At 63.9% G+C, this 13,328-nt stretch carries 11 protein-coding genes; 6 read left to right on the top strand and 5 right to left on the bottom strand.

Annotated elements, in window-relative coordinates; genetic code table 11:
- Positions 1-54 precede the first annotated feature (54 nt).
- On the bottom strand, positions 55-1,290 hold the full coding sequence (locus ABID59_RS25110) for an LLM class flavin-dependent oxidoreductase (protein WP_354085155.1): 1,236 nt from the start codon (positions 1,288-1,290) through the stop codon (positions 55-57).
- A gap of 229 nt (positions 1,291-1,519) precedes the next feature.
- On the opposite strand from ABID59_RS25110, the gene ABID59_RS25115 reads away from it, so the two are divergent.
- Both ABID59_RS25115 and ABID59_RS25120 read left to right on the top strand, forming a co-directional pair.
- Complete coding sequence (locus tag ABID59_RS25115) at positions 1,520-2,929, top strand: MFS transporter (RefSeq protein ID WP_354085156.1); 1,410 nt, start codon at positions 1,520-1,522, stop codon at positions 2,927-2,929.
- Between the two features lie 151 nt (positions 2,930-3,080).
- Positions 3,081-4,250: an extracellular catalytic domain type 1 short-chain-length polyhydroxyalkanoate depolymerase gene (locus tag ABID59_RS25120; protein ID WP_354085157.1), complete on the top strand. Its 1,170-nt coding sequence runs from the start codon at positions 3,081-3,083 to the stop codon at positions 4,248-4,250.
- Between the two features lie 301 nt (positions 4,251-4,551).
- On the opposite strand, the gene ABID59_RS25125 is transcribed toward ABID59_RS25120, so the two are convergent.
- The gene (locus ABID59_RS25125) at positions 4,552-5,223 is read right to left on the bottom strand and encodes an MBL fold metallo-hydrolase (RefSeq protein ID WP_354085158.1); all 672 of its coding nucleotides are present in this window, start codon (positions 5,221-5,223) and stop codon (positions 4,552-4,554) included.
- A gap of 176 nt (positions 5,224-5,399) precedes the next feature.
- Between ABID59_RS25125 and ABID59_RS25130 the strand changes: the two genes are divergently transcribed.
- Positions 5,400-7,022 (top strand): alpha-amylase family glycosyl hydrolase, encoded by a 1,623-nt coding sequence (locus ABID59_RS25130; protein ID WP_354085159.1) that lies wholly within the window; start codon positions 5,400-5,402, stop codon positions 7,020-7,022.
- Here ABID59_RS25130 and ABID59_RS25135 read toward each other — a convergent pair.
- Positions 6,991-8,691, bottom strand: a complete 1,701-nt coding sequence (locus tag ABID59_RS25135) for an alpha-amylase family protein (RefSeq protein ID WP_354085160.1) — start codon at positions 8,689-8,691, stop codon at positions 6,991-6,993. The genes ABID59_RS25130 and ABID59_RS25135 overlap by 32 nt on opposite strands.
- 151 nt (positions 8,692-8,842) lie before the next feature.
- Between ABID59_RS25135 and ABID59_RS25140 the strand changes: the two genes are divergently transcribed.
- The gene (locus tag ABID59_RS25140) at positions 8,843-9,331 is read left to right on the top strand and encodes an MmcB family DNA repair protein (protein ID WP_354085161.1); all 489 of its coding nucleotides are present in this window, start codon (positions 8,843-8,845) and stop codon (positions 9,329-9,331) included.
- Between the two features lie 246 nt (positions 9,332-9,577).
- Here the strand turns inward: ABID59_RS25140 and ABID59_RS25145 are convergent, their stop codons facing one another.
- Positions 9,578-10,132 carry an ActR/PrrA/RegA family redox response regulator transcription factor gene (locus ABID59_RS25145; RefSeq protein ID WP_354031384.1) on the bottom strand — a complete coding sequence of 185 codons (555 nt, stop codon included), beginning with the start codon at positions 10,130-10,132 and terminating at the stop codon, positions 9,578-9,580.
- 117 nt (positions 10,133-10,249) lie between these two features.
- Positions 10,250-11,560, bottom strand: coding sequence for an ActS/PrrB/RegB family redox-sensitive histidine kinase (locus tag ABID59_RS25150; protein WP_148754300.1), 1,311 nt, complete (start codon positions 11,558-11,560; stop codon positions 10,250-10,252).
- Positions 11,561-11,704: 144 nt separating this feature from the next.
- Here ABID59_RS25150 and ABID59_RS25155 point away from each other — a divergent pair, with 144 nt between their 5' ends.
- On the top strand, positions 11,705-12,508 hold the full coding sequence (locus ABID59_RS25155) for an ABC transporter ATP-binding protein (protein WP_354031385.1): 804 nt from the start codon (positions 11,705-11,707) through the stop codon (positions 12,506-12,508).
- Positions 12,505-13,323 carry an ABC transporter permease gene (locus tag ABID59_RS25160; RefSeq protein WP_354031386.1) on the top strand — a complete coding sequence of 273 codons (819 nt, stop codon included), beginning with the start codon at positions 12,505-12,507 and terminating at the stop codon, positions 13,321-13,323. Before ABID59_RS25155 ends, ABID59_RS25160 begins: the two co-directional genes overlap by 4 nt.
- The last annotated feature ends 5 nt before the right edge of the window (positions 13,324-13,328 follow it).

Below are 13,328 nucleotides of genomic sequence, written 5' to 3' on the forward strand. Positions count from 1 at the left end.
GCACAGGCCGGGATGTCTTGCTCGTGAACGTCGTTGCGAGCGTAACGGCGAAAGCTACCGTTTGGCCGCTTCCTTCTGCAGATCCGGCGCGTTGACGGCGGGAATGGCGACGCGACCGGGACCGGTCACCTTCAGCGCCTCGGCGGCTTTCTCGTTCTGCATGATCTTGGCCATCACGGCCTGACCGGCGCGCTCGAAGATCGCGCGGTTCTCGATCACGAATTTTTGCGACCTGCGCAGGCCGTCGATGTAGCCGTTGATCTCCGGCACGACATAGCGCGCCACCATATCCCAGCTCCGGCGCGTCGCTTCCGGATTGGCCCAGTCGTGCACGAAGCCGATGATGGCGCCGACGCCGCCGGACACTTCCATCACGTTCTTGATGGTTTTGACGAGATCGTCGGGGGTGCCGATGGTGGACGCCGCGCCTTCGACGAAGGCGGTCTTGTCCACGGCCTCGTCGGGCGAGGCGAACGCGGTGAGGCCCGGCCGCTGCAGCGTGCCGACATTGTACTCGTTGTGCCAGCGCATCAGGCCGGCGCCCGCTTCCCTGCGCGCCTGCTCGCGGCTTTCGGCGATGTGGAAGGTGAGGAGCACGCGCCAGTCGGCGCGGTTGACCGTGGTGCCGTGCTTCCTGGCGGCGTCCTCGGCGAACTGCCACTGCTGCTGCAGCGACATCAGGCCCTGCGTCGTCATCGAGCCCAGCGAGATGATGCCGATGCCGTATTTGCCGGCGAGCGTCATGCCCGACGGCGAGATCTGAGAGGCCACCACGAACGGCATCTCCTCCTGCAGCGGCAGGATCTGCAGCGCGGCGTCGTTCATGGTGAACCAGTCGCTCTTGGCGGTGACGCGCTCGCCGTTGAACAGCCGGCGGATCACGGCGATCGCCTCGTCCTGGCGGTCGCGCTGCGTCATCGGGTCGATGCCGAGCGTGTGCGCGTCCGACGCCAGCGCGCCGGGGCCGGAGCCGAAGATGGCGCGGCCGCCGGTCATGTGGTCGAGCTGCACCATGCGCTGGGCCACGTTGAAGGGATGGTGATAGGGCAGCGACACCACGCCGGTGCCGAGCTTGATCCGCTTGGTACGTTCGCCGGCGGCGGCCAGAAACATCTCGGGCGAGGCGATCATCTCCCAGCCGGAGGAGTGATGCTCGCCGCACCAGAACTCGTCATAGCCGAGGCTATCCAACTGCTCGACCAGGTCGAGATCGCGCCGGAACTGAAGCATCGGATGCTCGCCGATCGGGTGATGCGGGGCAAGAAAGGCTCCGAATTTCAGGCGCGCCATGGCGTTCTCTCCGGCTGTCATTTTCTGTTTGTTAGGTAGGCGTGAGGCTACGTGGGCGATGCCGCGAACGCAATCGCGCCATGTCCCGTGCAGCGGAATGCAGGCATGCGTTGAGTCGCTACCGCGACTGTGTTCGAGCACCTCGAAGTCCTACCTCTGAGGTAATCGCGGGGATGACGCCGATCTGCGAGCATCGGGCGCAGATAAATCTCCGAAAGCTCGCGCGAAAATGCATCAAGCCGTCACGAAGCCTGTCGATTCGACCCGCCGCTGGTGGGTGCTGGCGATCGTCGTCGCCGCGCAGTTCATGTTCGGCGTCGACGCCTTCATCGTGAACGTCGCGATTCCCACCATTGCGGTCGACCTGCATGCGACGCCGGCACAGATCGAATCCGTCATCGCGATCTATCTGATCGCCTATGCCACCCTGGTCGTCACCGGCGGCCGCCTCGGCGACATCCATGGCACGAAGAACGTCTTCCTGGCCGGCGTGCTCGGATTCACCGCGACCTCGCTGTGGTGCGGGCTGGCGCTTTCCGGCACGGAACTGATCGTCGCCCGGCTGGCGCAAGGCGCGACCGCCGCACTGATGGTGCCGCAGGTACTGGCGACGCTGCATCTGCTCTTCACCGACGAACAGCGCAGCCGCGCCTTCGGCATCTACGGCATCGTGCTCGGGCTTGCCGGCGCTGCGGGCTTTTTGCTCGGTGGCCTCCTGGTCACGATCGACCCTGCGCATACCGGCTGGCGCTCGGTGTTCTTCGTCAACGTGCCCTGCGGCCTCGTCATCGCCGCGGCCGCATGGCGCATCATGCCGTCGGCGCCGCGTCGGGCCGGCACCAGGCTCGACATCAAGGGCAGCGTGGTGCTGTTTGCAGGGCTGCTGTGCCTGATCGGCCCGCTGCTGTTTGGTCACGATGTCGGCTGGGCGCCGTGGCTGTGGGCGGTGATGCTGGGCGGCGGTGCGATCCTCGCAGGATTCCTCAAGCTCGAGCACGTTGTTGCGCGCGCGGGCATGCCGCTGATTGATCTGACGCTGCTGGCGGACACCGCCTTCCTGCGCGGGCTTGGTGCGGCCCTCTTTTTCTTCGTCGCCAATCTCTCGTTCTATCTGGTGATGACGCTGTTCATGCAGCGCGGCCTGAAGATTCCGCCGCTCGCCGCCGGCCTTGCCTTCGTTCCGCTCGCGCTCGCTTTCGTGGTGGCCTCGCGCCACAGCGGCGCGCGCGCAAGGCATCGCGGCACCAAAGTGCTGATCGAAGGCTGCGCACTGCAGATCGCGGGTTTCGCCGCGCTCGCGGCTCTCGCTGGCTTGATCGACGCGCCGGCACCGATCGCGCTCGCGCTCATCATGATCGTCTTCGGCTACGGCCAGGGGCTGGTGATGGCGCCGCTCTCGGGCGCGGTGCTCTCGACAGTCAAACCCGTCGCGGCCGGCGCGGCGTCGGGCATGTACGGCACCATTGCGCAGATCGGAAATGCGGCCGGAGTGGCCGCAATCGGCGCAGTGTTCTTCGCGGTCGAGGCGTTGCAATCACCGCGCGCAGGTTTTCTCGCCTCACTCGCGCTGTTCGCGGCGTTAATCATGATCTGCGCCGCATTCCTGACGTGGATGCGCCGCGCATCTGCACGAAGTTGAGGCACTGCGGTTAATACGTGCGGATTCCTGCGGATTTTTGCGGGATTCCGCGTGGTTTCCCTGATGTCGACAGCACACGGTCTTTTCATTTTGCACTGCAGCAACTATCTGGTCTGGGTAAACGTTGAAAGACGCCCACCAGGAATTTGCCGTGTCGTTAGCCCGTAATGTCGACCTCTTGAGACATCTGCCAAGGATGGATGGTCTGCGCTTGCCCGACTTTGGCGCGAGCGCCGATGCCTCCAGTCCGTTGGAGGAAGTCACCGGCTTCGGCGACAATCCCGGCAGTCTTCGCATGTTCGCGTTCGTGCCGGCGCAATTGCAGAAGCCGCGCGCGCTCGTCGTCGTGCTGCACGGCTGCGGCCAGACGGCAGCGAGCTACGACCTCGGCGCCGGCTGGTCGACGCTCGCACGTCACTATGGCTTTGCGCTGATGATGCCCGAGCAACAGCGCAGCAACAACGGCAACACCTGCTTCAACTGGTTCAATCCCGAAGATACCGCGCGGGACAGCGGCGAGGCGCGATCGATCCGCGAGATGATCGCGCATATGGTTCAGGCCCACCGCATCGATCCCAGGCGCGTCTTCATCACCGGCCTGTCCGCCGGCGGCGGCATGGCCTCGGTGATGCTCGCGACTTATCCGGAGGTGTTCTCTGCCGGCGCGATCATCGCAGGCCTTCCCTACGGCATCGCGTCGAATCTGCGCGAGGCGCTGGACGGCATGTTTCATTCCCCGGCGCGGCCCGAGCGTGAGCTCGGCGATTTCGTGCGGCGGGCTTCCAATCATCGCGGGCCCTGGCCGAAGATTTCGGTGTGGCACGGCAGCGCCGACCGCACCGTCAATCCCGGCAATGCCAACGAGATCGTCAAGCAGTGGCTCGATTTGCACGATCTGCCGATGACGCCGATGGCCGAGACCAATGTCGACGGCTACCCGCGCCAGGCCTGGTGGAATAAGGACGGCGAGACGCTGGTCGAATCCTATGCCATCACCGGCATGGCCCACGGCACCCCGCTGGGGCTCGCCGATAACGACCAGCGCTACGGCGTCGAAGGCGCGTTCCTGATCGAGGCCGGCATTTCATCGTCCTATCACATCGCGAAGTTCTTTGGTCTGACCGGATGGATTCCGGATGCGGCCAGGAAGACGGCGGAGGTAAAGCCAGCGCCCGCGCGCTCACCCGCTCCGCATCTCGCCCGCTCGATCCGCGCCGCGGTCGCCGACGAACAGGCCGAGCCGAAGCGCGAGGAATCCCGCGGCTTCGATCTCGGCCAGATCATCACGCGCGCGCTGACCGCTGCGGGCCTGATGAAGTAGGCCCGACCCCAACTGTCGTCCCGGACAGGCGCGCCTGAAGCGCGCGCCGATCCGGGACCCATAACCACAGGACAAAGTTGGGCGCGAAGTCGCAACTCCGAGTCCCCGTAACCACGGCTTCCTGTGGTTATGGGTCCCGGATCTGGGCTTACGCTTGTCCGGGACGACAGCTGGGTTTGTGGCGACGCCCTCGCGTCGATCTCGACCAATCTACCCCGTGTGATCGACCATCTCGATCGGCGTTGCCGTCACGTCAGGTGTGAAGCGGTTTTCCGATCAGATCATGCGCAAGCAATAAGGCCTACATCTCGCCGGTGATGAACGGATTGGTCATTCGCTCCTGGCCGATGCTCGAGCCGGCGCCGTGACCGCAGATGAAGCCGACGTCGTCGCCGAGCGGCAGCAGTTTTGTCATGATCGAGTTGATCAGCGTGGCGTGACTGCCGCCGGGCAGGTCGGTGCGCCCGACCGAGCCGGCGAACAGGACGTCGCCGACATGGGCAAAGCGCAGATTCCCGTTGAAGAACACCACGCTGCCGGGTGAATGGCCCGGGCAATGGAAAATGTCGAACGTCAATCCGCCGATCGATACGTTGTCGCCTTCGTCGAGCCAGCGGTCCGGCTCGAAATTGCGCACCCCCGTCATGCCGAAGCGCGCTCCGCTCTCGACCACGTTGTCGAGCAGAAATTTGTCCGCGGCATGCGGGCCCTCGATCGGCACCTTCAGCGCATCGCGTAACTCGGCCGCGCCGCCGACATGGTCGATATGGCCATGGGTCAGCCAGATTTTCTCGACGGTGACGCCGGTCTGCTTGATCGCCTCAAGGATCTTCGGCACGTCGCCGCCGGGGTCGATCACCACGGCCTTCTTGCCGGGCTCGTCCCAGATGATGGTGCAGTTCTGCTCGAACAGTGTCACCGGGACGATGATCGCGCCGGCCTTGGATTGTTGGGTGTCATTTTGCTCGGTCATGGGGCTCACAATGCCGATTTTTGCTGCGCCGCCAAGCAAAAATAGTCGCGAGCGGCGCCGGGGAACAGGTACGCCCGCCATCACACGGCCGTCCCAATTTGCGTGGCTGTTTGAACCGGGGCGTTGCTTCCGCGTTCTCTCGCGCGAGGCACAGATTTCCGGGTGGGTTTTCCGACATGGCGCAGGGCGGCGAGAACTGGTGGCGCGACGGCATCTTCTATCAGATCTATCCGCGCTCGTTTCAGGACGGTGACAGCGACGGCGTCGGGGATCTCGCCGGCATTTTTCGGCGGCTGCCTTATGTGAAATCGCTCGGCGTCGACGCGATCTGGCTGTCGCCGATCTTCCCCTCGCCAATGGCCGATTTCGGCTATGACATCTCCGACTATACCGGCATCGATCCGCTGTTCGGCACGATGGCGGATTTCGATGCGCTGCTCGCGGCCGCGCATGACAATGACCTGAAGCTGATCCTCGATCTCGTGCCGAACCACACCTCCGACCAGCATCCCTGGTTCATCGAAAGCCGCTCCTCGCGCGACAACCCGAAGCGAGACTGGTACATCTGGCGTGATCCGGCCCCCGATGGCAGCGTGCCGAACAACTGGCTGTCCGAGTTCGGCGGCAGCGCATGGCAAATCGATGCCGCGACCGGTCAATATTACTACCATGCCTTCCTCGCCCAGCAGCCGGACCTCAACTGGCGCAATCCGGAGGTCCGCGCCGCGATCTACGACGTGATGCGGTTCTGGCTGGAGAAGGGCGTCGACGGCTTTCGCGTCGACGTGATCTGGCACCTGATCAAGGATTCCGAGTTTCGCGACAATCCGCCGAACCCGCATTATGTCGAGGGCCGGCCGCCGAACGAGAGTATCCTCACCCAATATTCCACCGACCAGCCGGAGGTGTTCGACGTCATCGCCGAGATGCGGCGCGTCATCGATGCCTATCCGGCCCGCGTGCTGATCGGCGAGGTCTATCTGCCGCTGCATCGCCTCATGGCCTATTACGGCAACGACCTCACCGGCGCGCAGATGCCGTTCAATTTCGCGCTGCTCTCGACCTTCTGGAGCGCGCGCTCGATCGAGAAGATCATCGACGACTACGAGAAGGCGCTGCCGACGGGCGCGTGGCCGAACTGGGTGCTCGGCAATCACGATCGCCCGCGCGTCGCCAGCCGGGTCGGGCCGGAGCAGGCCCGCGTCGCGGCCATGCTGCTCCTGACCTTGCGCGGCACGCCGACGCTCTATTACGGTGACGAGATCGGCATGCATCAGCTCGCGATCGCGCCTGCGGATGTCCGCGATCCCTTCGAGAAGAACGTCCCCGGCATCGGGGTGGGCCGCGACGGCTGCCGCACGCCGATGCAGTGGGACTCTTCAGGCTTCGGCGGCTTCTCGGACGTCAAGCCGTGGCTGCCGCTGCCGGAGGATCATATCCACGAGAACGTCGTCAATCTCGACGCCGACACGCGCTCGATCCTCAGCCTGTACAAGCGCCTGATCGCGTTGCGGAAGGCATGTCCGCCGCTGGTGTCAGGCGATTATCATCCGATCGCCGCGCAAGGCGATCTCCTGATCTATCGCCGTGGGGCCGAGGGCAGGGCGGTCATCGTCGTGCTGAATCTCGGGCCTGAACCGATCGCGGTCACCACCAGCGCGATCCGATTCGGCAGCGAGATATTGCTCTCGACATTTCTGGATCGCGAGGGGGAGCGGCTGGAAGGCGTGCTGGATCTGCGAGGGAATGAGGGCGTGGTGGTGGCGGCTAACGTCCACGCTTCTTCCCCCGTGTCGTAGTCCCGTCGATATCACTCCGCTTCAGCAGATAATCCAGCCCGCCGACCCGGTACCAGCGATAGCCATAGGGCTCGAGCACGACGCGATGCTGGCCGCGCTTGTCGGCGTGGCTGTGGTCCTCCGCGAGCAGATTGATCAGGTGCTCGCCGGCATCATCAGGCAGCCCTACCGAAAACGCCGTCTCACGCGGCTTCTCGTCGAGGTTATGCACGAACAGCACCGAATTGTTGCGCCAGTCATAGCGCATGATGAAGACGGCGGGATCGCGCGTCGCGATGATCGCAAAGTCGCCCCAACCGATCTCCGGCACCTCCTTGCGCATGCGGACGATGCGCTCGGTCCAGTTCAGCATCGAATTCGGATCGCGCCGCTGTTTGGCGACGTTGACGTGCTCGTAGCCGTAAGGACCCTTGTCGATGACGGGGTTCGCCGGCTTGTCGCTCTTGGTGAAGCCGCCCTGCGGCTCGGTCGACCATTGCATCGGCGTGCGCGCGCATTTGCGCTCGGGCAGCGCCAGATTGTCGCCCATCGCGATCTCGTCGCCATAGCGGATCACGGGAGTTCCCGGCATCGTACACATCAGGCTGTAGGCAAGCTCGAGCCGCCTGCGGTCGCCGCCCAGCATCGGCGCAAGCCGTCGCCGAATGCCGCGATCGTAAAGCTGCATGTCCTTGTCGGGGCCGAACGATTTGAACACGGTGTCGCGCTGCGCCTTGGTCAGCCGTCCCAGGTCCAGCTCGTCGTGATTGCGCAGGAACAGGCCCCATTGCGCCGAAGCCGGCCGCGACTTCGTCGCTTTCAGCGCCTCGGCCAGCGGTCGCGAGTCGCCGGAAGCTAGCGCATAGAACAGATGCTGGTTGACGTGAAAATTGAACATCATGTGCATGCGGTCGGCATCCTTGCCGAAATACTCCATGTCCGTTTCCGGCAGCACATTGGCTTCGGCCAGGATGATGGCGTCGCCTTCCCGCCATTGCAGGAATTCGCGGTAAGCGCGCAGCATGTCATATTGCTCGACCGGCTTGGTCACCTTCGCGCCCTTGGTGGCGATCACGAAAGGCACGGCGTCCATGCGAAAGCCGGAGACGCCGAGCTGGATCCAGAAGCCCATGATCTTCAGGATCTCCGCCTGCACGTGCGGGTTCGAGGTGTTGAGATCGGGCTGAAATTCGTAGAAGCGGTGGAAGAACCAGGCGCCGGCGTCCTTGTCGCGCGTCCAGGTCGATTTCTGAACGCCGGGAAACACCATGCCCTTGTTGGCATTGGCCGGCTTCTTGTCGGACCAGACATACCAGTCGCGATAGGGCGAACTCTTGTCGCGCCGCGCCTCCTTGAACCAGTGATGCTGGTCGGAGGTGTGGTTGACGACGAGATCGATGATGATTCGGATGCCGCGCTGCTTGCAGCCATGGGCAAACTCGACGAAATCGCCGAGCGTGCCGTAGCGGGAATCGACGCTGTAATAGTCGGCGATGTCGTAACCGTCATCGCGGCCCGGCGAAGTCTGGAACGGCATCAGCCAGATCGTGGTGATGCCGAGCCCGTGCAGATAATCGAGCCGCCGTAACAGCCCCTTGAAATCGCCGACACCGTCGCCGTCGGCATCCATATAGGTGCCGACGGACAGGCAATAGATGATGGCGTTCTTGTACCAGAGATCGTCGATCATATCGGGCCAGCCCTCTTCGGTCCGCCCGCGACCGTCGGCGGCTGCGTGATAAGTGCGAGGGGGAGGGGAGGTTCCGCGCCTCGGTGTCGTGCCGGCGAAGGCCGGCCTTCGCCGGGACGACACCGAGAATGGAATCGGCTACACTCCCCCCATGGACAACGCCCGCAACATCGCCCTCGTGCCGCCGCCGGACCGCCGTCAATCCGAGACGGCGCTCGCGATCGCGCGCGGCACGGCGCGGCTGTTACGCTCGCTTGGGTTCACTTGCATCAGCGAGTTACCGCTGCCGTCGGGCCGGCGCGCTGATCTCGTGGCGCTGAACGAGTGCGGCGAGATCTGGATCGTCGAGATCAAATCGTCGGTGGAAGATCTGCGTGCCGATCAGAAATGGCACGAATACCGCGCCCATTGCGACCGGCTGTTCTTCGCCTTCACGCAGGACCTGCCGTGCGAGATTTTCCCCGAAGGCACCGGCCTGATCATCGCCGACGCCTATGGCGCGCACATGCATTGCGAAGCGCCCGAGCACAAGATCGCAGCCGCCACGCGCAAGCAGATGACGGTGCGGTTTGGCATGGCGGCCGGCTTGCGGATCAACCGCCTGGTCGATCCGCAGGGGCATGCGGATTTCTGGGAGTAGAATGGTCTCGTGTCCCGGACAAGCTGCAACGCCGCTTGGCGTTGCGGCGCAGATCCGGGACCCATATGTGGTTCAAGCTGAGGTATGGGCCCCGGCTCTGCAGCGCACCACTTCGTGCTGCGCAGCGTCCGGGGCACGACTGCCGTAGGGTGGGCAAAGCGAAGCGTGCCCACCATTCAAGCCAATCAAGATTGAAGTAGAGATGGTGAGCACGGCGCTTTGCGCCTTTGCCCACCCTACGAGACGTCAGCGCGGGGCGCGCTTGGCCAGAATCCGCTGCAGCGTCCGCCGGTGCATGTTGAGCCTCCGCGCCGTCTCCGAGACGTTGCGGTTGCACATTTCGTAGATGCGCTGGATGTGCTCCCAGCGCACGCGGTCGGCCGACATCGGGTTCGCCGGCAACTCGGATTTGTCCGTGCTGGTCGAGAGCAATGCGGCGGCGACGTCGTCGGCATCCGCGGGCTTCGAGAGATAATCGATCGCGCCCATCTTCACCGCGGTGACGGCGGTGGCGATGTTGCCATAGCCGGTTAGCACGATGGCGCGGGCTTCGGGGCGCTTCTTCTTCAGCGCGGAGACGACGTCGAGACCGTTGCCGTCACCGAGGCGAAGATCGACGACGGCGAAGGCCGGTGCGGACTTGCCGATCTGCGCGAGACCATCGGAGACCGTGTCGCATGACGTCACCGCAAAGCCGCGTGTCTCCATGGCGCGCGACAGGCGCTCCAGGAACGGCTTGTCGTCCTCCACGATGAGAAGCGAGCGGTCGGCCTGTTCGTTCAGTTCGGCGATGGCGTTCAAGGTTTTGTCCTCTCTCCTGCGCACCTACATATGGCCTCGCAATCGGGCGGTGCCAAGGCCCACAATACGAGGCCGCCAATAGTCGATCGGCCCTTACGTGCGACGCAAGGTCGCGCCCTATCCTATTGTTTCCTCGAAGCTCTCGATAGTCTCAAAACGTTCCCGCGGCCACGCGATCTGCACCACTGCACCGTGGTCCGGGAAGATCCGATTGGTAAACGAGACCTTGGCACCGGTGCGCTCAAGCAGCGTGCGGGCGATGAACACGCCGAGCCCCAGCCCGCCGCCGGCATCCTGGGTGCGCCGCCGCGACAAATAAGGCTCGCCGATCCGGTTCATGAGATCGGGCGGAATGCCGGGGCCGTCGTCGGAGATCACGATCTCGATGGTCTCATTGTTCCACCACGCGTTCACCTCCACGGTGGAGTTGGCGAAATCGACCGCGTTCTCGATGATGTTGCCGACGCCATAGAGCACCGCCGGATTGCGCGATCCGACCGGCTCGGCTGCAGCCGCCACTGCGATCCGCACCTTGATGTCGATGCCGAAATCGCGGTGCGGTGCCACCACCTCTTCGATCAGTTCCGACAGCTTCATGCGGTCGAACGGTGCGCCGGTGGACGAGAGTTGGGTGATTTTGCTCAGAATGTCGCGGCAGCGTTGCGTCTGCTCGCGCAGTGTTTTCAGATCGGCGGCAAAGACCGGGTCCGTCACGGTCTTTTCCAGTTCGCGCGAGATCAGGAAGATGGTCGCAAGCGGCGTGCCGAGCTCGTGCGCGGCGGCCGCGGCCAATCCGTCGAGCTGGGTCAGATGCTGCTCGTGCGTCAGCACCAGCTCGGTCGCGGCGAGGGCGTCGGCGAGCTTGCGCGCCTCCTCGGTGACCTGAAACGAGTAGAGGCTGGTGACGCCGATCGCGAGCACGATCGAAAGCCAGACGCCGAACAGATAGATCGGCGGCAGCACCACGGGATCCTCGGAGTCCCATGGCAGCGGGAAATGAAAGAAGAACAGGATCGAGGCACACGCCACGGCCAGCAGGCCGAGAGCGAAAGTGAGCCGGGCTGGCAGCGCGGTGGCAGAAATCAGGACCGGTGCGAGAAACAGGAACGAGAACGGGTTCTGCAATCCGCCGGTGAAGAACAGCAATCCTGCCAGTTCCACGATGTTCAATGCCAATAGCCCGGCCGCGTGAAGCGGCTTCAGCCGCTGCATCGGGTTGGCCACGGTTTGCAGAGCCAGATTGAGCGCAGCCGACAGGGCGATGATGCTGACGCAGGGCACAATGGCGACATCGAACTCCAGCCCCTGCGCCACGACGAAGATTGCAGCGAGCTGGCCCAGCACGGCGAGCCAGCGCAGCCGCAGGATGGTGTCCAGGCGGATGTGTCGTTGCGAAGGGCGGAAGTCGGAAGCGGCGGTCTCGGTCATGACAGGCCAATCTAGCGGTGCGCGTGTCCGATCACAAACACGCTGGCCCACTGATTCCAACGAGTTACAAGCCTTCGGAGCTACAAGCCTTCGGAGTTACAGGCCTTGCACTCCACCGCGCAATGGCGGAAGAACGCCTTTAGCATGACTGAGAACTCGAAGGCTTCAAGTCGGCCGACTGTCGCGGATGGCACTTTGTCCGCGGCCATCGAGGTCGATCGCCTCGTCAAGCTCTACAAGCAGACTCGCGCGGTGGACGGCATCTCCTTTACACTTCCCCGCGGCAGCATCACCGGGCTTCTGGGCGGCAACGGCGCCGGCAAGACCACCACCATCGCGATGATCATGGGGCTGGTGCTGCCGACCTCCGGCCGTGTCCGCGTGCTCGGGCACCGGATGCCGGAGCAAAGCGCCGAGGTGCTTGGGCGGATGAACTTCGAAAGCCCCTATGTCGACATGCCGATGCGGCTCACGGTGCGGCAGAACCTCACTATTTTCGGCAAGCTCTATGCGGTCGAAAACCTCGCCGACCGAATCGCGAGGCTGGCCGACGAGCTCGATCTCAACGACTTCATCGACCGCGCCAACGGCAAGCTCTCGGCCGGGCAGAAGACCCGCGTCGCGCTGGCGAAGGCGCTGATCAACCAGCCCGAGCTGTTGCTGCTGGACGAGCCGACCGCCTCGCTCGACCCTGACACGGCCGACTGGGTGCGGGCGCATCTGGAGCGCTATCGCAACGAAAACAACGCCACCATCCTGCTGGCGTCACACAACATGCTCGAGGTCGAGCGGCTCTGCGACCGCGTCATCATCATGAAGCGTGGCCGCGTCGAGGACGACGACACGCCCGACGCCATCATGGCCCGCTACAATCGCACCACGCTGGAGGAGGTGTTCCTGGATGTCGCGCGCGGGCGGACCAATGGGGCGAAGGAGGAGGCAAGATGAGCGAGCTTTCCCTGCACCGCGGCATTTCCGTCCAGCGCATCGGCGCGATGATCCTGCGCTACTGGTATCTGTTGATGTCGTCCTGGCCGCGGTTGCTCGAGCTGCTGTACTGGCCGGCGCTGCAGATCATCACCTGGGGCTTTCTTCAGCTCTATATCGCGCAGAACGCCAATTTCTTCGCGCGCGCCGGCGGCACGCTGATCGGCGCCGTCATCCTCTGGGACATCCTGTTCCGCGGCCAGCTCGGCTTCTCCATCTCCTTCCTGGAGGAAATGTGGGCGCGCAACCTCGGCAACCTCATGATGAGCCCGTTGAAGCCGATCGAGTTTCTGCTCTCGCTGATGGTGATGAGCCTGATCCGGCTGGCGATCGGCGTCATCCCGATGACGCTGCTCGCGATTGCGTTCTTTCACTTCAATGTCTACAGCCTCGGCCTGCCGCTGATCGCCTTCTTCTGCAATCTGATCTTCACGAGCTGGTCGGTCGGCATCTTTGTCTCGGGTCTGGTGCTGCGGAACGGCCTTGGCGCCGAGAGCATCGTCTGGACCTTGATGTTCGCGATCATGCCGCTCGCCTGCATCTATTATCCGGTCAGCGTGCTGCCCGCCTGGCTGCAAACCATCGCCTGGTCGCTGCCGCCGACCTACGTGTTCGAGGGGATGCGCGCGTTGCTGATCGAGCAAACGTTCCGGGCCGATTTGATGCTGGATGCGTTAGCCATCAATGCAATGCTTCTGATGGCTTCTTTTGGGGCATTCCTTGCCCTTTTGCGCAGCGCCAGGAAGCACGGCTCGCTGCTCGCGGGCGGCGAATAACTCAC

Origin of the sequence: Bradyrhizobium sp. S3.3.6, from assembly GCF_040546905.1 — a bacterium.
Classification (GTDB): Bacteria; Pseudomonadota; Alphaproteobacteria; order Rhizobiales; family Xanthobacteraceae; genus Bradyrhizobium; species Bradyrhizobium cytisi.

What these genes read in the sequence shown, in the direction of transcription:
- ABID59_RS25160 (WP_354031386.1), top strand. Translation starts at nt 12,505, where the DNA reads ATGAGCGAGCTTTCCCTGCACCGCGGCATTTCCGTCCAGCGCATCGGC.
- ABID59_RS25135 (WP_354085160.1), bottom strand. Translation starts at nt 8,691, where the DNA reads ATGATCGACGATCTCTGGTACAAGAACGCCATCATCTATTGCCTGTCC.
- ABID59_RS25130 (WP_354085159.1), top strand. Translation starts at nt 5,400, where the DNA reads ATGGCGCAGGGCGGCGAGAACTGGTGGCGCGACGGCATCTTCTATCAG.
- ABID59_RS25150 (WP_148754300.1), bottom strand. Translation starts at nt 11,560, where the DNA reads ATGACCGAGACCGCCGCTTCCGACTTCCGCCCTTCGCAACGACACATC.
- ABID59_RS25110 (WP_354085155.1), bottom strand. Translation starts at nt 1,290, where the DNA reads ATGGCGCGCCTGAAATTCGGAGCCTTTCTTGCCCCGCATCACCCGATC.
- ABID59_RS25115 (WP_354085156.1), top strand. Translation starts at nt 1,520, where the DNA reads ATGCATCAAGCCGTCACGAAGCCTGTCGATTCGACCCGCCGCTGGTGG.
- ABID59_RS25155 (WP_354031385.1), top strand. Translation starts at nt 11,705, where the DNA reads ATGACTGAGAACTCGAAGGCTTCAAGTCGGCCGACTGTCGCGGATGGC.
- ABID59_RS25140 (WP_354085161.1), top strand. Translation starts at nt 8,843, where the DNA reads ATGGACAACGCCCGCAACATCGCCCTCGTGCCGCCGCCGGACCGCCGT.
- ABID59_RS25125 (WP_354085158.1), bottom strand. Translation starts at nt 5,223, where the DNA reads ATGACCGAGCAAAATGACACCCAACAATCCAAGGCCGGCGCGATCATC.